The sequence below is a fragment of the Nesterenkonia sp. K-15-9-6 genome (assembly GCF_052656005.1).
On record NZ_JBQYEY010000001.1, the window covers coordinates 115,200 to 132,867 of the forward strand.

The following is a 17,668-nucleotide window of genomic DNA, read 5'->3' on the forward strand; positions in this document are numbered from 1 at the left end:
AGTCTACTGAGCCCTGCGGCGTGGACGGGTCCGGCTCCGCCCGACGGACGGATCAGCGGGAGCGGCCTCGCACCGGCTCACGGTCAGAGCGCGTCAGCAGCGACCGCAGGCAGCCGGCGGCCAGTCCGGTCACCGCGCCGACTGCCACACCGGTGAACAGGCTGGACACCGTGGCGGCCCCGCGGGTGATGAGGACATGCGCCGCCGGCGGCAGATCCTCGAAGTTCCCGCCCAGCCGCACATCGGCACCCGCCACGTTGAGGTCCCAGAGGACGTTGAGGTCCCAGAGGACCAGGTGCAGGACGGCGAGCAGCACGCCGTACACCGCGCCCACCGCGAGCAGAGCCAGGAACGGACGGCGCAGACGCATCACGACGGCGACCACCACCCACACCAGCGGCGGAACCACGGCCAGAACAGCATTGAGGACCGAGCCCGGCGCGATCAGGTGCAGGTCATGCAGCACCACACGGGGCACGGCCAGGAGGGCCAGGGCGACGGCGCCGTACCAGGGCAGGGAACGGCCGAGCGCCGCTCCATCGGGAAGAACCTGCGGCGGTCGGCGAGGGCGGACAGGTCGGGGAGGGCAGACTGGTCGGGTCGTCGATGTGGCCGCGTGGGTGCCCCGGGCGACGGGCGTCTCGGTCCGGCTGTGCTGGGGCCGGCCGCGCTGAGGCTGATGCGCAGGGATGTCCATGCCCTCCAGCATCGCCTCGGGGAGAGGGCGGCCAAATCCGTCTCCAGGCGAGGGACCCGGTCGCCTCCAGGCGACACCCCAGACCTCCTGGGGCGATCACCTCTGGCCCAGGCCCGGCCTACACTGGGCCCATGGCACAGGCGGACCCCGAGGACGAGCGACGGGGCGTCGGCATGACCAGGCCGCAGGGCCTGGACATCGCGATGGCGCTCGCGGTCACCGCCACCCTGTCGATCATGATCTCAGCGGACCAGGCGGGGGACCGTGCCCCGGACGTTCTCGCCTACCTCTGGGCCGCCGGGCTCGGTGCGCTGATGCTCGTGCGCCGCAGCCACCCGTTGCTGGTGCTCTGGCTCACCGTGCTCGGCCTGTTCGCCTACTACAGCATCGGCTATCCGGTGGTGGGACTCAGCGTGCCCACCGCTGCGGCCCTGTTCTCCGCCGCCGAGCAGCGTGGTCCCCGCTGGCCGGCGCTCGCCGCCGTCGTGCTGCTGCTGGTCAGCTACACGGCGCGGCTCCTGCAGGGCCAGGATCCGGTCCAGATCCTCGGCTACGAGGCGGCGGGACATGTGGCGCTGATGGCCGCAGCGATCGCTCTGGGCGATGCCCTGAGGACACGCCGCCGTCTCCAGCGCCGCACCGACAAGCTGGTGGAGACCAGCGTGCGCCTGGAACGCAGCCGAGCCGCCCGTCAGCGCAGTGACGACCGCACGGCGCTGGCTCGGGAGCTGCATGATTCGCTCGGACATCAGATCTCCGTGATCACCCTGCATGCCGATCTGGCCCGAGAGGCCGCCGAAGACGATCCCGGCGCCGCACAGGAGGCCATGGACGTCGTGGCTCGCACCGGCCGCACCATGCTCGATGAGCTGCGCAGCACGGTCCGCCAGCTCCGGAAGGAGGCCGATGGGGACGATGCGGAGGACCCTGACCACGCCGCTGACGCCGTGAGCGCCCCGTCCAGAGTGCCGCCTACGCTCCACGGCCTTCGGCGATCCGTCATCCCGGCGCTCCCGCTGCGCATCAGCTGTCACATCGAGGTCCCGGTGGCGCTGCCGCCGGCCCGGGAGGCGGCGGCCCATCGGATCGCCCAGGAGGCCCTGACCAACATCGTCCGGCATTCCCGGGCCGAGGAGGCTCGGCTGTGGATCGGGCTGACGGACGGCGGCCTGGGGGTCGAAGTCGAGGATCCCGGGCCGCGGCGGGAACCTGCCGCCGCGCACCACGGAAGCCGCCCGGCGGCCGGTCATGGGCTGCAAGGCATGCGGGAGCGCGCGGAGGCCTGCGGCGGATCGCTCGAAGCGAGGCCACAGGCCGACGGCTTCTTGGTGCGGGCCCTGCTGCCGCTGCCTTCGGACCCCGAGGAGCGTCGCCGCCCGCCTGCTGCCCCAGGGAGGACACCGTGACCATCCATGTCGTGCTCGCCGATGATCAGGACCTCGTCCGGGCGGGGATCCGGGCGCTGCTGGCCCGCGGAGCGCAGGAGGGCGGCGCCTCCGGGACTCTGGGCGACGAGCCCCTGGAGGTCGTAGGGGAGGCCGTCGACGGCGACGACGCGCTGCGCGTGGTCCGCCGGACCCGCCCTGATGTGGTCCTGATGGACCTGCGCATGCCCGGCACCGACGGAGTCGCCGCCACGCGAGCGATCCGCGCCGACCCGCAGCTGGACGGTGTGCGCGTGCTCATCCTGACCACCTTCGACGACGACGCCGACGTCCTCGACGCCGTCCGCGCCGGAGCGGCCGGATACCTGCTCAAGGACACGCCCGCCGAGCAGCTGAGGGGCGCGGTGAGGACCGCTGCCGAGGGCGGGAACCTGCTCTCTCCGCAGATCGCACGCCGACTCATGGAGCACGTGGCAGCGCTGCCGAGCCCTGCGAGCGGCCCCGACGACGGCGCCGGACTCGATCTCAGCGAGCTGACCGACCGCGAGCATGAGGTGCTGCGCGCGGTGGCGCAGGGCCTGACCAATGCCGAGATCGGTGCCACCCTGCATCTGAGCCCGGCCACGGCGCGCACCTACGTGAGTCGGATCCTGCACAAGCTCCATGCCCGAGACCGCACCGAGCTGGCCATCCTCGCCCATCGGGCGGGACTGGGGCCTCCCGAGCCCCGGGGCTGAACCTGATCCCGTGCCTGATCCCCGTGCCCGAGCCCTTACCTGCTGCGTTTCCCCGCCGTTCACCTGCTCACGTCAGTCTGGAGTCCTGTGACCCCTTCTTCACCGTCCCACGGCCCCGCCCGCGCTCATGACGGCAGTGTCCTCGAGGTCTTCCTCGTCTTCCTCCGTCTCGGGCTGACGTCCTTCGGCGGCCCGGTGGCTCACCTCGCCTACTTCCGCGAGGCCTTCGTGGAACGCCGTCGATGGCTCAGCGAGAAGGCGTATGCGGACCTCGTCGCCCTGTGCCAGTTCCTGCCCGGCCCGGCCTCCAGCCAGGTGGGCATGGCGCTGGGGCTCCAGCGGGCCGGCTGGGGCGGCATGGCCGCGGCCTGGTTCGCCTTCACGATGCCGTCGGTCGTCCTGCTGGTCGTCGTCGCCTACGGGGTCTCCGCCGTCGGTGACCTCTCCGACGCCGGGTGGATCCATGGGCTGAAGGCCGCGGCTGTGGCGGTCGTGGCCCACGCGGTGCTGGGGATGGCCCGGACGCTGACCCCGGACGCGGCCCGCGCCACCATCGCGGCGCTGGCGATGATCACCGTGGTGCTGGTCCCGCACCCGTTCATCCAGGTCGCTGCGATCGCCGCGTCAGGAGTGATCGGTCTGGTGTGGCTGCGGCCCGAGACCCCGCAGGCGCGGGAGGAGGATGCCTTCACCGTGGCCGTCTCCCGCCGTGTCGCCGCCGCCGCGCTGGTGCTCTTCGGGATCCTGCTGGTGGGCCTGCCGCTGCTGGTGGCCGCGGCCGGGTCAGCGGCCTGGCACGCAGCGGCCCAGCTGGTGGACCTGTTCTACCGGGCCGGCGCCCTCGTGTTCGGCGGTGGACACGTGGTCCTGCCGCTGCTGGAAGCCGAGACGGTCGGTTCGGGCCTCGTGGACCCTGAGGTCTTCCTCGCCGGCTACGGCGCGGCCCAGGCGGTGCCGGGGCCCCTGTTCACCTTCGCCGGATACCTGGGGGCCTCCACCACCTCCGGTCCCAGCGGCGTGGTGGGGGCGCTGATCGCGGTGGCGGCCATCTTCCTTCCCGCGGCACTGCTGGTGGTGGGCGCCCTGCCCTTCTGGGAAGCGCTGCGCGGCGCCCCGCTGGCCCGACGCGCACTGACCGGTGTCAACGCCGGGGTGGTCGGAATCCTCGCGGCCGCCCTGTATGACCCGGTCTTCACCGCCGGAGTCCTCGACGTCGGTCCGGGGGCCCTCGGGCTGGTCGTCGGGGCATTCATCGCGCTGAACAGCTGGAGGGTGCCGGCGTGGGCGGTCGTCCTCGTCGCCGGCGTGCTGGGGTGGCTTGTGCTGTGACGGGCCCACGCGCCGTCGAGAGGCGATCAGCCGGGAACGTGGGTGTGAGGGCGCCCACCGCGCTGGACTAGACTCGATCATCGGCACGGGGTGCCGCGTCCCCGCAGGGGACCTGGCTGAGACCACACCCGTTGAACCTGCACCTGATCATGCTCGCGAAGGGATGCCCGATGACCTCACCCGCCTCTGCACCGCGCCGCTCCCCGTCAGGCGTCCGGGAGATCCCCAACGTGCTGTCCATCGCCGGGACGGACCCCACCGGCGGGGCCGGCATCCAGGCGGACCTGAAGAGCTTCGCCGCCCACGGAGCCTACGGCATGGCGGTGGTCACCGCACTGGTGGCGCAGAACACCGAAGGTGTCCGTGACATCCACCTGCCGCCGGTGACGTTCCTTCGTGCGCAGCTGGACGCTGTCAGTGACGATGTCGCTCTCGATGCGGTCAAGGTCGGCATGCTCGGCACCGTGGAGGTCATCGAGACCGTCGCCCAGTGGTGGGACGGCCTGCCGGACCGGCCGTGGCTGGTGGTGGACCCGGTGATGGTCGCCACCTCGGGGGATCGGCTCCTCCAGGCGGATGCCGAGCAGGCGCTCATCGAGTTCCTGCACCGTGCGGACCTCATCACCCCGAACATCCCCGAGCTGGCTCTGCTGGCCGGGCAGGAGCCGGCCGCCGATGCAGCGACGCTGGTCCGGCAGGCGCGGAGCGTCGCCGACGCCCACGGCGTGGTGGTCCTGGCCAAGGGTGGACACTTCGACGACGACGAGGTCGAGGACATCCTGGTGCATCCGGCCGACGACGACGGCGCTCGCCCGGACGAGGGCCGGCACGTCTCCGAACGGGTGCGCACCACCAGCACCCACGGCACCGGCTGCTCGGTGTCCTCCGCACTGGCGGCGCTGCGGGCGCGAGGTCTCAGCTGGGATGAGGCCGTGCCCCAGGTCAAGGTGTGGATGACTGAGGCGCTGCGCGACACGCAGCGCCTCAACGTCGGGCACGGGCACGGGCCCATCCAGCACTTCGCCCACCTGTGGGGGACGCAGGGCTGATCCGGACGCCGGACCGGCTCGCAGACGACGGACCCGCTGGGTGCCTGCACGCCGGCCGGTTGCCGCTCTGTGCGCGGCTCAGTTCTGCTGCGAGGAGGCCTGCTGTGCGATGTCCTCCCACTTCCACGCGGCGCTGGAGGCCTGTTCTCCGGGGAACTCGCTCTCGGGCACGTCCTCGTCGGGGAACCACGGTCCGGTGCGAGGGCGGTCGGCGGCGGCCGGCGTCGGACCGGTCGCGCCCTGCCCGGAGCTCGGCGCCTGTTCCTTCAGGGCGGTGACGCGATCCCGGATGTCCGCCATCTGGCGGTCCAGCGCGGCGGCCTTCTCGGCAGCGTCGCGCAGCTGGTCGTGGATGTCGTCAGGGACCTCACCGGAGTAGGTGTAGTAGATCTTGTGCTCCAGGGAGGCCCAGAAGTCCATCGCCACCGTGCGGATCTGTACCTCCACGTAGACGAACTCGGTCCGGTTGGAGAGGAACACCGGAACCTGCACGATCACGTGCAGGCTCTGATACCCGTTCGGTTTGGGGCTGCGGATGTAGTCCTTGACCTCCACCACGCGCAGGTCCGGCTGGCTGCACAGCATCTCGGCGACCCAATAGGCGTCGGAGACGAAGGAGGTGGTGATCCGGATCCCGGCGATGTCGCGGATGGAGCCGCGGATGCCCTCCAGGGTGGGCTCGCAGCCGTAGCGCTGGACCTTGTCCAGGATCCGGTCCAGTGACTTCAGCCGGAAGTTGACGTGCTCGATGGGGGAATAGTCCCGGGTGTGCTCGAACTCCTCGCGCAGCACGTTGATCTTGGTCAGCACCTCGTCCATGCCGAACTTGTAGTGCAGCTGGAACTCGGTGAGCTGGCGGCGGATGTCGACCATGCGCGGCACTGCCCCGGTGGTGCCGTTCTTGCCGGCGTTGGTGTGCAGCTGCCGCAGCAGCTGCTGGTAGGTGTCGTCGTCGGCGACGGCGTCGGTGCGGGCGATCGCGGCGCCACGGGTGCGGCCTGCCTGGCGCGGCGGCTGGTCCTCCGCGTCGTCGGCGCGCGTCGGGCCGGCCGGGCGAGAGCGGCCGGGGGAGGGAGAGTGCTGCTCACGGGGGGAAGGGCTGGGCCCATCGGCAGACAGGAGACGGCTGTCGGCCTCAGTGGACTGGCCAGTGGACATGGTCACTCCTTCGTATTCCGTCCCGGCGCGTCGATACGAGCCGGGGTGTCGAGTCGGTGCAGCTCGACCCCTTCGATTGTCGACCCTAGGAGCGGAACCTGTGAAGTTCCTCGACGCATGTGGCCGAATCGAGACCTGGGAGCTGTTCTCCGCGGACCGCGCGTGGTGCTGCTCATGCCGATGCTCACCTCGCTGCTCACCTCGCTGCTCAGGCCGATGCTCAGGCCGCCGGCCTACGTCGCGGGACGCCTCAGCCCTCTGCCACCGCCTGGTCCCGGTGCTGGCCGTACGCCAGGCGGTCCGCGGAGATCTGGTCCAGCACCAGATCGGTGACCAGACCCGCGGCCAGGGCCCCGCGCAGCGCGGGCACCTTGTGGGGACCGTTGACCACGCACACGCGCCGCGGCACCTCCACGAGCTCCGTGGGCACCGGTCCGGAGCCCCTGCTGTTCAGTGCGATGTCCTCCCAGCTGCCGTCGGCCCGGAGGAACACGGTGCACACGTCACCCACCACCTGCTCGGCGCTGAGCGCGTTCAGGTCGTCTCGGCTGAGGTATCCGCCGGAGTAGACCTGGGAGGCCTGGCCCTCCGCGAAGGTCCCGACCCCGAAGACCGCGAGGGAGGCGCGGCGGTGCATGTCCAGGATGCGGCGGGTCGAGCGTTCCCGCCACAGCGCCTTCTTCGTCTCCTCGTAGTCGAAGAACGCCGGCACGGCGAACACGTGGGCCCGGGCGCCGTAGGCCGCGGCGAACCGCTCCACCACGCCGATTCCGGTCCCGAGCGGAGCACCGATGCCTTCCGGCTCCGAGTTCACCGCGCCGTTGAGCTGCACCACATGCAGGTCAGGGACCTCGCGCCGGTTCAGCCGCGCCACCACCGAGGTCATCGTCTGGCCCCAGGCCACGCCCACCACAGCTCCCGGGGTGACGAGCCGGTCGATGAGCCCGGCGGCCAGCACCGAGACGCTGTCGCTGCGGCGTGCGGGGTCGTCCCCGCGTTCGGAGACGGCCACATGGGCGCGCACCCCGTAGAGCTCACCGATCCGGTGCTCCAGGGCGCTGGTGCGGTCCACCGGGGGATGCAGCGAGATCCTGACGATGCCCTGACGACGCGCCTGCTGCAGGAGCCGGGACACGGTGGAGCGGGAGACGCCGAGCTCCGCCGCGACGGACTGCATGGTCCGATGCTCGCCGTAGTACATCCGTGCAGCGTGGTACTCCGCCTTCTCGCGGTATGAGGCCTTCATGGTGTGCAGTATGCCCCAATGGTGCACGTTTGTGCAGAATGCTTGAGAAGATGCGCTGGACCCGATGAGATGGACCACACATCACCGTCCATGTGACAAGGAGATCGCCGGTGAGAGCAGAGCCGCTCAGCACAGAGACCCGCCGCGAGGCCCTCGAGGCGATGGCGGGGACCAGTCCCGAGGACCCCTTGGACGTCCTCGTCGTCGGCGGTGGAGTCGTCGGCGCCGCCGCAGCCTTCGACGCCGCCACGCGCGGACTCCGCGTCGGCCTGGTGGAGTCGCAGGACCTCGCCCAGGGCACCTCGTCCCGCTCCTCGAAGCTCGTCCATGGCGGGCTGCGCTATCTGCAGATGCTCGACTTCAAGCTGGTCTCTGAGGCTCTCCGGGAGCGCGACCTGCTGCTGAAGCACACCGCGCCGCATCTGGTGCGGGCCCTGCCGTTCGTCTTCCCGTTCGAGAAGCGCGTGCTGGACCGAGCGTTCATCGGCTCCGGGGTCTCCCTCTATGACGCGATGTCCATGCGTCCCGGGGAGAAGCGCCCGGTGCCGTTCCATCGGCATCTCTCCCGCGCGCGGCTGCGGCAGCGCTTCCCGGGCCTGGACCATGACAAGTTCATCGGCGCCCTGGAGTACTACGACGCCCAGGTCGACGACGCGCGACTGGTCATGACGCTGGCTCGCAGCGCCCACAGTCTCGGCGCCCTGGTGGCGAGCCGTACGGAGGTCACCGAGTACCTGCGTGCGGGTGCGGCCGACACCGCAGACGCCGAGGCCGCCGCCGCCGAGGATGCTCCCGTCCAGGGAGTGGCCGTGCGAGACCGCGAGACCGGTGAGCGCCTCGAGATCCATGCGCGGGAGACGGTGCTGGCCGCCGGCGTCTGGACGGGTCGGCAGCAGGAGGCCGCCGAGGTCCCGTCGGGACTGAAGGTGCTGGCCTCCAAGGGCATCCACATCACTGTGCCGAAGGACCGGATCTCCGCGGACGACCATGTCGGCGTCATCACCCAGACCGAGAAGTCCGTCCTGTTCATCATCCCCATGGGGCGCTACTGGTCCATCGGCACCACCGACACCGCGTGGCATGAGGACATCGACACCCCTGCGCCCACCGCGGAGGACATCGACTACGTGCTCGAGCACGCCAATGCGGTGCTGGAGTCCGACCTCAGCCATGACGACGTCATCGGCACGTGGGCCGGCCTGCGTCCGCTGCTGCAGCCGGTGGAGACCGACGAGTCGAAGAGCTCCAAGGTCTCCCGCGAGCACACCGTCATGCGTCTGGCCCCCGGGCTCTCCGCCGTGGCGGGAGGCAAGCTGACGACCTACCGGGTCATGGCGGAGGACGTCATCACCTTCGCCCTCGGGGACCGGCAGGTCCACCGCGAGAGTCTGACCCATGCCATGCCGCTGCTCGGCGGGCAGGGATACAGCGAGTGGGAGGCCCGGGCGCCGGAGATCGGTCAGACCCACGGCTGGTCGGACGAGACAGTGGACCGGCTGCTCAACCGATACGGCTCGCTGCTTCCGGAGCTGCTGGCCCTGGTCGAAGAAGACCCTGCTCTCGGCGAGGAGGCGCCCGGCACCGGGGGGCACCTCCGGGTGGAGTTCCTCTATGCCGCCCGTGCCGAGGGCGCCCTCCACCTGGAGGACCTCCTCGAGCGGCGCACCCGGGTCTTCCACGAGGTCCCGGACCGCGGGCTGGGCGCCATGGACGCCGTGATCGAGATCGTCGCACCGGCCCTGGGCTGGGACGAGGCCGCTGTCGCGCGTGAGAAGCAGGCCTTCACACGGGTGGTCGAGGCGCACCTGGCCGCTGAACGCACCACCAGCGACGCCGAGGCGGCCGCGCTGGTGGCGGAGGCCACGCCGGACTACCTCGCTCGGTGACCCTGATCTGACGTCGCCGCCTGGCAGGAGTCGGCGGCGACGTCCGGGTGTCTCGCCCGTCCCTGATCGGACGGGCAGAGGTCCACCCTGAATGAACTGTGAGATGCAGCACAGCCAAACGGCGAAATGTTCGTCCGCTCACAGGTATCATCATCCGCACCTCGTTCAATGATGAATGGCAATAGGAGAGGGACCAATGGAAACGATCTTCCTGTTTGAGATCATGGGCACCGCGATGCTCATCCTCATGGGTGCCGGCGTGGTCGCCAACGCGATCCTGGCCGGGACCAAGGGGCTGGGCGGCGGCTGGCTGCTCATCAACTTCGGCTGGGGCCTCGGCGTCTTCGCCGGTGTCTATGTGGCCTACGGGTCCGGAGCCCACATCAATCCGGCGGTGACCGTCGGCCTGATGACCTCCGGGGCTGAGGAGTTCGCCCCGGGCATCGCGGCCACCGTGCCGCATATGTTCGCCTACTTCGCGGCCCAGCTGATCGGTGCCTTCATCGGCGCGGTCCTGGCCTGGCTGGCCTACAAGAAGCACTTCGACGCCGAGACCGACGCAGGCAAGATCCTCGGCGTCTTCTCGACCGGACCGGAGAAGCGGGCCTACGGCTGGAACGTGGTCACCGAGGCCATCGGGACCTATGTGCTGGTCCTGCTGGTGCTGATGTTCGGCGAGACCCCCTCGGAGCTCGGCCCGCTGGCCGTGGCGCTGGTCGTCGTCGGCATCGGTGCCTCGATCGGTGGTCCCACCGGCTATGCGATCAACCCCGCCCGTGACCTCGGTCCCCGCATCGCCCACGCGCTGCTGCCCATCGGCAACAAGGGGTCGAGCGACTGGGCCTACTCCTGGGTGCCCATCGTCGGCCCGATCCTGGGCGCGATCCTCGCCGGAACCACCGTCCAGGTCCTGCCGCTGCTCAGCTGAGCTCCGCACGAGGGGGCTGACGCGCCGCCCAGTCTCCAGGCAGACTGAAGACATCACGACCAGCAGTCCGACCAGCAGCCGCACAGCGCGGCACATTCCCCTGGGAAGGAACCAGACCCATGAACGACTACGTCCTCTCGATCGACCAAGGCACCACCTCCACGCGAGCCGTCGTCTTCGACCACGGCGGACAGATCGTCGGCAGCGGGCAGAAGGAGCACGAGCAGATCCTGCCCCGCGCCGGCTGGGTCGAGCACGACCCGCAGGAGATCTGGCGCAACACCCGCGAGGTCGTCGGCCTGGCTCTGGCCGACGCCAACATCAACCGGCACAGCCTCGCCGCCGTCGGCATCACGAATCAGCGGGAGACCACCGCCGTCTGGGACCGCCACACCGGCGAGCCGGTCCACAATGCCATCGTCTGGCAGGACACCCGCACCCAGGCGATCTGCGACGAGCTCGCAGGCGACGCCGGTCCAGAGCGCTACAAGGAGCGAGTGGGCCTTCCGCTGGCCACCTACTTCGCCGGCCCCAAGATCCGCTGGATCCTCGACAATGTCGAGGGGGCTCGGGAGCGTGCCGAGGCCGGCGACCTGATGTTCGGCACCATGGACTCCTGGCTGGTGTGGAACATGACCGGCGGCCCCAACGGCGGAGTGCACATCACTGACGTCACCAACGCCTCGCGCACGATGCTGATGAACATCGACACCTTGGACTGGAACGAGGAGATCTGCGCGGACATGGAGGTCCCGACCTCCATGCTTCCGGAGATCCGCTCCTCCTCCGAGGTCTACGGCCATGGCCACAAGCAGGGTCTGCTCATCGACACCCCGATCTCCGGGATCCTGGGTGACCAGCAGGCTGCCACTTTCGGTCAGGCATGCTTCGAGCCGGGCATGGGCAAGAACACCTACGGCACCGGAAACTTCATGCTGATGAACACCGGGGAGGAGGTCGTCCGCTCCGAGAACGGCCTGCTGACCACGGTGGCGTACAAGATCGGAGAGCAGAACACCATCTATGCCCTCGAGGGCGCCGTGGCCGTGACCGGATCCCTGGTCCAGTGGCTGCGCGACAACCTGGGCATCATCCGCAGCGCTCCGGAGTCGGAGGAGAAGGCCAAGAAGGTCGAGGACAACGGCGGGGCCTATATCGTCCCGGCCTTCTCCGGGCTGTTCGCCCCCTACTGGAAGTCGGATGCCCGCGGAGTGATCGTGGGTCTGACGCGGTACGTCAACCAGAACCACCTGTGCCGGGCCGCCCTGGAGTCGGTCGCCTACCAGAGCGCGGAGGTGGTGGAGTCCATGGACGAGGACGCCGGTCGCCCGCTCACCGAGCTGAAGGTCGACGGCGGCATGGTCGTCAACGAGACGCTGATGCAGTTCCAGGCGGACATCCTCGGCGTCGACGTGGTGCGCCCGCAGGTCATCGAGACCACGGCGCTCGGCGCCGCCTATGCGGCGGGGCTCGCGGTGGGCTTCTGGAAGGGCACCGAGGAGGTCACCGCGAACTGGGCGGAGGACAAGCGCTGGAGCCCGACCATGGACGCCGCCGAGCGCGAGCGGTCCCTGAGGCTGTGGAAGAAGGCCGTCGAGCGGTCCTTCGACTGGGTGGATGAGGACACGGCCTGAGGCGCACCCGGGCGCGGCCTGACCATCACGACGGCGGGGCTGATCTCTTCGAGGAGGTCAGCCCCGCCGTCGTGTGTCCCGACGTACGTGCGCGACGTGCTCCACGCTGTGCCGGATCGTCCCGGTCAGAGCTGCCTCGTCCTGGCGGGTCAGCAGGTCGCTCGGAACCATCCAGGAGCCGCCGACGGCGAGAACGGACGGCAGTCCCAGGTAGTCAGGGAGGCTCCGGGTCGTCACCCCTCCGGTGGGCATGAATCGCACCTGCGGGAACGGGGCGCTGAGTGCGCTGATGGCCTCGGGGCCGCCGGAGGTGGCGGCGGGGAAGAACTTGACCGTGGTCAGGCCCATCTCGAGGGCAGACTGCACCTCCGTGGCGGTGACGGCTCCGGGGATGACGGGCAGTCCGTGGGCGGCGGCGCGGTCCACCACGGCACGGGACAGTCCCGGGGAGACGATGAACTGCGCTCCGACCGTCGCGGCCCGGTCCACCTGCTCCGCAGTGACGATCGTGCCGGCCCCGACCAGCAGATCAGGCGTTCGGGTGAGCGCGGCCACCGAGGACTCAGCGGCCGCCGAGCGAAAGGTCACCTCGGCGACGGGAAGCCCGCCGGCGATCAGCGCGCGGCCCAGAGATGGCGCGTGGTCGGCGTCGTGGAGCGTGACCACGGGGACCACGCCGTGGTGGGCGATGGTGGCGAGCGCGTCGGTCATCGTCGACCTTTCCATCGGGCGTCAGAGTGGCCCGGTTCACTTTTCGAGTGAAATGATCATATCATTGGCGGCAGGCGGTGCCGCCTCGGGCGGCTCGCCTCCACCTTCAGCGTCGACCCAGGAGGCGAGACGGGATGCTCATCCTTGCCCTCGAAGCGAGCACGACCTCGGCGAAGACCATGCTCTTCGACACCGAGACCCAGGAGGTGACGGTCCGGACTCGCCGATTCGTCATCGGGGGAGAGGATGCGGCCGTCCGGGAGGCGGAAGGGATCTTCGTCCAGCTGGTCCAGCTCGGTGCCGAAGCGGCCGCCGGGCGCTCGGTGGACATGGTGGCGCTGTCCGGAACCTGGCACGGCCTGACCGTCCGCGAGCCGGACCTGAGCCCCATCACCGGCGTGCAGGAATGGCCCTACACGGGAGCCCAGGATCTCTGTGCCGACCTCCGTGCGGACCAGGAGTTCACGCGATGGTTCTATGAGCGGACCGGCTGCATGGTCAATGCGATCTACCCGGCCTTCAAGCTCATGCTCCTGGCCCGCCAGGGCATGGACCTGACCGGCGGTGTGGTCATGGACCAGAACAGCTACACCTTCGCCCGACTGACCGGTCGCCGCTGGACCTCCTACTCCCAGGCCTCCGGCACGGGACTGCTGAGCACCTCCTCCGATGACTGGGACCACGAGGTGATCCGTCGACTCGGCCTCGACGGCATCGAACTTCCGGAGCTCCATGACGGTGTCGACACCGCGCCGCTGACCGCTCAGGCGGCGAGCATGCTCGGTGTGGCGGCCGGGACCCCGGTGGTCGTGCCTGCCCCGGACGGGGGCCTCAACCAGGTGGGGGAGGATGCCACCGAGCCTGGGCGGATGACCTTCTCCATGGGGACCTCGGGAGCCCTGCGGTTCGCCGTCGGCGGCCCCTCGCTGTCACCGCGGATGAGCACCTGGGCCTATCGCTCGCCCACCGGCTGGCTCTCCGGCGCAGCCGCCTCCGGATGCACCAACTGCGTGGACTGGGCCAAAGGCCAGCTCTTCGGCGGCGCGATGACCTTCGACCAGCTGGAGCCGATGCTCAGCGCCCGGGAGAGGGATCTGCCGCTGTTCATGCCGTTCCTGTTCGGTGAACGCTGCCCCGGTTGGCAGGACCAACGGCGCGGGGGCTTCCTCGAGCTGCATCCCCGGCACAGTCGCGCAGACATGTATCAGTCCGTCCTGCATGGCGTGACGTTCTCTCTGCTCCACTGCTACCGGGAGCTGACGGCGCTCAACGGCGAGCCGGAGCGGATCATCCTCTCCGGCGGCGTGCTCTCCTCGCCGTTCTGGACCCAGCTGACCGCCGATGTCTTCGGCGTGGAGATGGAGATCTCGGCGCTGCAGCACAGCTCCACGGTGGGCGCGGTGAAGATGGGACTGCGCGCGGCCGGCGTGGAGAGCGCGCAGCCTGCACTCACAGAGGCCCGCAGGAGCACGATCACCCCTGATATGGCCCGGACGCGTCGATACGCCGCTGAGTTCGCCAGGTACCTGGAGGGCTACGCCCGCACCAGCCCGGCTGAAGACGCCTCGGGAGGTGCCGCATGAAGGTCCTGGTCACCCCGACGTCCTTGAGCCGCACGCCGGAGGACCCGGCGCTGCGCCGGATCCGAGAGGCAGGGGCCGACGTCGTGCTCAACCCCCACGGGCGGCCGCTGAGCGAAGCTGAGCTCATCGCCCTGATCGCCGATGTCGATGGGGTCGTGGCCGGGCTGGACGACTACACAGCTCGTGTCATCGCAGCGGCCCCCCGTCTGACGGTGATCTCCCGCTACGGCGTGGGCACCGACCGGGTGGACCTGGAGGCGGCGCGGGCGGCCGGCGTCGTCGTGACGAACGCCCCGGGGGCCAACTCCCAGTCGGTGGCCGAGCTGACGGTCGGCCTGATGTTCGCGGTGGCACGCCGCATCCCGCGTCTCGACGCCGCCGTCGCCGCGGGGGACTGGCCCCGGGCCGACGGTGTGGAGCTCGGCGGGCGTCGGCTGGGCGTCATCGGACTCGGTGAGATCGGGCGGCAGGTGGCTCGTGCCGGCGCCGGACTGGGCATGGAGGTCCATGGCTGCGACCCCGCCCTGGACGATGACCGCATCCGTGAGCTTGGGATCGTCCCCGGCTCCGTCGACGAGGTGTGCCGGCGGGCCGATGTGCTCAGCCTGCATGTGCCGCTGACACCGAGGACCCGCCATCTGGTCGACGCACGCCGCCTGGACCTGCTGCCGGACGGCGCCATCGTGGTCAACACGGCCCGGGGAGGACTCCTGGACGAGCAGGCCGCGCATGCGGCGCTGGAGGAGGGGCGGCTCCATGGGGTGGCAGTCGATGCCTATGAGACCGAGCCGCCGCGGAGCTCTCCGCTGATCGGTCATCCCCGGGTCGTGGCCACTCCGCACACCGGGGCCCACACTGCTGAGGCCGTGCACCGGATGGCGCAGGCCGCCGTGGGCAATCTGCTGGACGTCCTGCAGGGCCGGGACTGCCGCCACCGCGTGGTCTGAGCGGCAGGTCTCACAGGTGACCGACCGGCGGCAGAGGCTCAGGGCAGGACCCGCACCTCGGCGAGGATGGTCTCGACGTAGGCGCGCACGTGATGTTCCGCAGCGTCCGGATCGCCGCGCACGATGGCTCCGGCGGCCTCGACGTGGTTGTGCAGCGCCTCGTGGACGGGATGGGCAGGGGTCAGGCCGGCGTCCTGACGGCCGGTCAGGACCTCGGCGATGGGCTCCTTGATGGCGGTGAGCATGAGATTGCCGCAGGCGTCCAGCAGGCAGTCGTGGAAGGCGATGTCGGCGGCGAGATATTCGGGGCTGTCGCCCCGGCCGGCGGCTCCGAGCCGGTCGAGCTCGGCGGCGAGCCTGCCGATCTCGGCGCGCTGGTCCTCCGTGGCGCGCAGTGCGGCCAACCGTGCGGCGGCCGGCTCCACGGCCAGGCGCAGCTCGGTCAGCGCGACGATCTGCTGCGCCCGCGCCGCGCTGCGCAGCCTCCAGCGGATGAGATCGGGGTCCAGGACGCTCCAGCTGCTCATCGGCGCGACGGTGACCCCGATGCGGCGTTTGGAGGCCACCATGCCCTTGGCCTCCAGCACCCGGACCGCCTCGCGGATCACCGTCCGCGACACCCCGTACTCGGACTCGAGCCCTGCGAGAGTCAGCACGGTGCCCGGGGCGAGCTCGCCGCCGGCGATGCGGCGTCCGAGGTGGTCGAGGACGGAGTCGTGTGATGCCACGGGGCCTGCCTTCTGGGGGTGAGGTCCTGCTGCGGATGCTGGTGGGGGATGCTGGTGGGAGGGGCGGATCACCACCACACTAGGACACCACGATGGGGCCGTGACGGCTGACACGCATAGGTATGACCAGTGGTTGCGAAAAGTGTGATCTATATGGCAGGCTCGGCTCTGTTCACGGCGTGTGAGGCAGGACACGGTCCTCCCCGCTGCGTCGTCCCGCAGATCAATGGAGATACACATGGACAACTGGACGCAGACCCTGGGCACCGGTCCGCTGCTGGCCATCGCCGTCGGCGCCGTCGCGCTCATCCTGCTGCTCATCATCCGCTTCAAGGTCCACGCCTTCATCACCCTCGTGGTCGTCTCGGCCTTGACCGCGATCGTCGCCGGCGTGCCGATGGCCGCCATCTCGGAGACGCTCATGGACGGCTTCGGCTCGACCCTCGCGTCGGTGGCGATCCTCGTGGCGCTGGGAGCCATGCTGGGTCGGCTGGTGGAGCACTCCGGAGGGGCGAAGGCCCTGGCGGATCGGATGGTGACCACATTCGGGGAGAGCAGGGCGCCGCTCGCGCTGGGAATCGCCTCCCTGATCCTGGGATTCCCGATGTTCTTCGACGCCGGCCTGGTGATGATGCTGCCGATCGTCTTCGCCGTCGCCCGACGGGTCTCCGGCAACAGGTCGGTCCTGCTCTTCGGCATCCCCACCGCCGCCGCCTTCTCCGTGATGCACGTCTTCCTGCCGCCGCATCCCGGCCCTGTCTCGGCCACCGAGTTCTACGAGGCGAACCTCGGACTCGTCCTGCTGGTGGGGCTCATCATCGCGTATCCGCTGTGGTACCTGGCAGGAGCCGTGTGGGGCCGTCTGGTGGGGGAGCGCATCATGGTGCCCGTCCCGAGCCTCTTCGGCGACGTCGACGACGACCAGCCGCACAACCCGCCGCGGGTCGCGACCGTCATCGGCCTGCTGCTGCTGCCGATGTTCCTGATCTTCCTCAACACCGGCCTGAGCAGCCTGGCCTCGGTCGGCGTGGTCAGCGACGAGGACCTGTGGGTCCAGACGCTGACGTTCCTCGGCACCTCGGCCATGGCCCTGCTGATCACCGTGATCGTCGCCACCGTCGTGCTGGGCCATCGCCGCGGTGAGCAGGGCTCGGCACTGGAGAAGCTGCTGGACTCGGCCCTCGGCCCGGTCTGCTCCGTCATCCTGATCACCGGTGCCGGCGGCATGTTCGGCGGGGTGCTCCGAGCTTCGGGCATCGGGGATGCTCTGGCGGACTCGCTCAGCGGCATCGGGCTGCCCGTCATCGTCGCCGCCTATCTCATCGCGGTGGCGCTGCGTCTGGCCCAGGGATCGGCCACCGTCGCCCTGGTGACGGCGGCCGGCCTCGCCGCCCCGGCCGTGCTCGCCGGCGACTTCAATGCGCTTCAGGTCGCCTGCATCGTGCTCGCCACGGCCGCAGGCTCCGTCTTCGCAGGACACGTCAACGACTCGGGCTTCTGGCTGGTCGGTCGCCTGATGGGCATGGACGTGAAGACCACCCTGAAGACCTGGACCGTGCAGCAGGCGCTGCAGTCCGTCCTCGGCTTCCTGCTCGTGGGCATCGTCTACCTGGCCGCCAGTGCCGTCTGAGAAGGGGGATCATGACTGAT

At 70.1% G+C, this 17,668-nt stretch carries 15 protein-coding genes; 10 read left to right on the forward strand and 5 right to left on the reverse strand.

What is annotated here, in order from left to right; translation table 11 throughout:
* Positions 1–52: 52 nt before the first annotated feature.
* Complete coding sequence (locus SD455_RS00490; RefSeq protein ID WP_445506948.1) at positions 53–697, reverse strand: hypothetical protein; 645 nt, start codon at positions 695–697, stop codon at positions 53–55.
* Between the two features lie 131 nt (positions 698–828).
* On the opposite strand from SD455_RS00490, the gene SD455_RS00495 reads away from it, so the two are divergent.
* The 4 genes from SD455_RS00495 to thiD all read left to right on the forward strand — a co-directional run bounded on the left by SD455_RS00495 (position 829) and on the right by thiD (position 5,197).
* Positions 829–2,103, forward strand: a complete 1,275-nt coding sequence (locus tag SD455_RS00495; RefSeq protein ID WP_445506949.1) for a sensor histidine kinase — start codon at positions 829–831, stop codon at positions 2,101–2,103.
* The gene (locus SD455_RS00500; protein ID WP_070160932.1) at positions 2,100–2,819 is read left to right on the forward strand and encodes a response regulator transcription factor; all 720 of its coding nucleotides are present in this window, start codon (positions 2,100–2,102) and stop codon (positions 2,817–2,819) included. Before SD455_RS00495 ends, SD455_RS00500 begins: the two co-directional genes overlap by 4 nt.
* A gap of 87 nt (positions 2,820–2,906) precedes the next feature.
* Complete coding sequence (gene chrA, locus SD455_RS00505) at positions 2,907–4,148, forward strand: chromate efflux transporter (protein WP_085437279.1); 1,242 nt, start codon at positions 2,907–2,909, stop codon at positions 4,146–4,148.
* A gap of 170 nt (positions 4,149–4,318) precedes the next feature.
* On the forward strand, positions 4,319–5,197 hold the full coding sequence (gene thiD, locus SD455_RS00510) for a bifunctional hydroxymethylpyrimidine kinase/phosphomethylpyrimidine kinase (protein WP_445506950.1): 879 nt from the start codon (positions 4,319–4,321) through the stop codon (positions 5,195–5,197).
* A 78-nt stretch (positions 5,198–5,275) separates the two neighbouring features.
* Here thiD and SD455_RS00515 read toward each other — a convergent pair whose 3' ends face one another.
* Together SD455_RS00515 and SD455_RS00520 are read right to left on the reverse strand one after the other, a co-directional pair.
* Positions 5,276–6,355: a GTP pyrophosphokinase gene (locus SD455_RS00515; RefSeq protein ID WP_445506951.1), complete on the reverse strand. Its 1,080-nt coding sequence runs from the start codon at positions 6,353–6,355 to the stop codon at positions 5,276–5,278.
* A gap of 250 nt (positions 6,356–6,605) precedes the next feature.
* Positions 6,606–7,601: a sugar-binding transcriptional regulator gene (locus SD455_RS00520; RefSeq protein WP_085437277.1), complete on the reverse strand. Its 996-nt coding sequence runs from the start codon at positions 7,599–7,601 to the stop codon at positions 6,606–6,608.
* Positions 7,602–7,762: 161 nt separating this feature from the next.
* On the opposite strand from SD455_RS00520, the gene SD455_RS00525 reads away from it, so the two are divergent.
* The 3 genes from SD455_RS00525 to glpK all read left to right on the forward strand — a co-directional run bounded on the left by SD455_RS00525 (position 7,763) and on the right by glpK (position 12,049).
* Positions 7,763–9,487 carry a glycerol-3-phosphate dehydrogenase/oxidase gene (locus tag SD455_RS00525; protein WP_070160954.1) on the forward strand — a complete coding sequence of 575 codons (1,725 nt, stop codon included), beginning with the start codon at positions 7,763–7,765 and terminating at the stop codon, positions 9,485–9,487.
* 196 nt (positions 9,488–9,683) lie between these two features.
* On the forward strand, positions 9,684–10,415 hold the full coding sequence (locus SD455_RS00530; protein ID WP_070160942.1) for an MIP/aquaporin family protein: 732 nt from the start codon (positions 9,684–9,686) through the stop codon (positions 10,413–10,415).
* 119 nt (positions 10,416–10,534) lie between these two features.
* The gene (gene glpK, locus SD455_RS00535) at positions 10,535–12,049 is read left to right on the forward strand and encodes a glycerol kinase GlpK (protein ID WP_070160944.1); all 1,515 of its coding nucleotides are present in this window, start codon (positions 10,535–10,537) and stop codon (positions 12,047–12,049) included.
* A gap of 57 nt (positions 12,050–12,106) precedes the next feature.
* Here the strand turns inward: glpK and eda are convergent, their stop codons facing one another.
* Positions 12,107–12,760: a bifunctional 4-hydroxy-2-oxoglutarate aldolase/2-dehydro-3-deoxy-phosphogluconate aldolase gene (gene eda, locus SD455_RS00540; protein WP_070160946.1), complete on the reverse strand. Its 654-nt coding sequence runs from the start codon at positions 12,758–12,760 to the stop codon at positions 12,107–12,109.
* 134 nt (positions 12,761–12,894) lie between these two features.
* Between eda and SD455_RS00545 the strand changes: the two genes are divergently transcribed.
* Both SD455_RS00545 and SD455_RS00550 read left to right on the forward strand, forming a co-directional pair.
* A complete protein-coding gene (locus SD455_RS00545) occupies positions 12,895–14,343 on the forward strand; it encodes a gluconokinase (protein WP_085437275.1) in 1,449 nt (482 codons plus the stop codon).
* Positions 14,340–15,290 carry a phosphoglycerate dehydrogenase gene (locus tag SD455_RS00550; protein WP_311024246.1) on the forward strand — a complete coding sequence of 317 codons (951 nt, stop codon included), beginning with the start codon at positions 14,340–14,342 and terminating at the stop codon, positions 15,288–15,290. The genes SD455_RS00545 and SD455_RS00550 overlap by 4 nt, the downstream gene beginning before the upstream one ends.
* Positions 15,291–15,328: 38 nt before the next feature.
* Here SD455_RS00550 and SD455_RS00555 read toward each other — a convergent pair whose 3' ends face one another.
* Positions 15,329–16,018 (reverse strand): FadR/GntR family transcriptional regulator, encoded by a 690-nt coding sequence (locus SD455_RS00555; RefSeq protein ID WP_311024247.1) that lies wholly within the window; start codon positions 16,016–16,018, stop codon positions 15,329–15,331.
* Between the two features lie 238 nt (positions 16,019–16,256).
* Between SD455_RS00555 and SD455_RS00560 the strand changes: the two genes are divergently transcribed.
* A complete protein-coding gene (locus SD455_RS00560) occupies positions 16,257–17,648 on the forward strand; it encodes a GntP family permease (protein ID WP_070162613.1) in 1,392 nt (463 codons plus the stop codon).
* Positions 17,649–17,668: the final 20 nt, after the last annotated feature.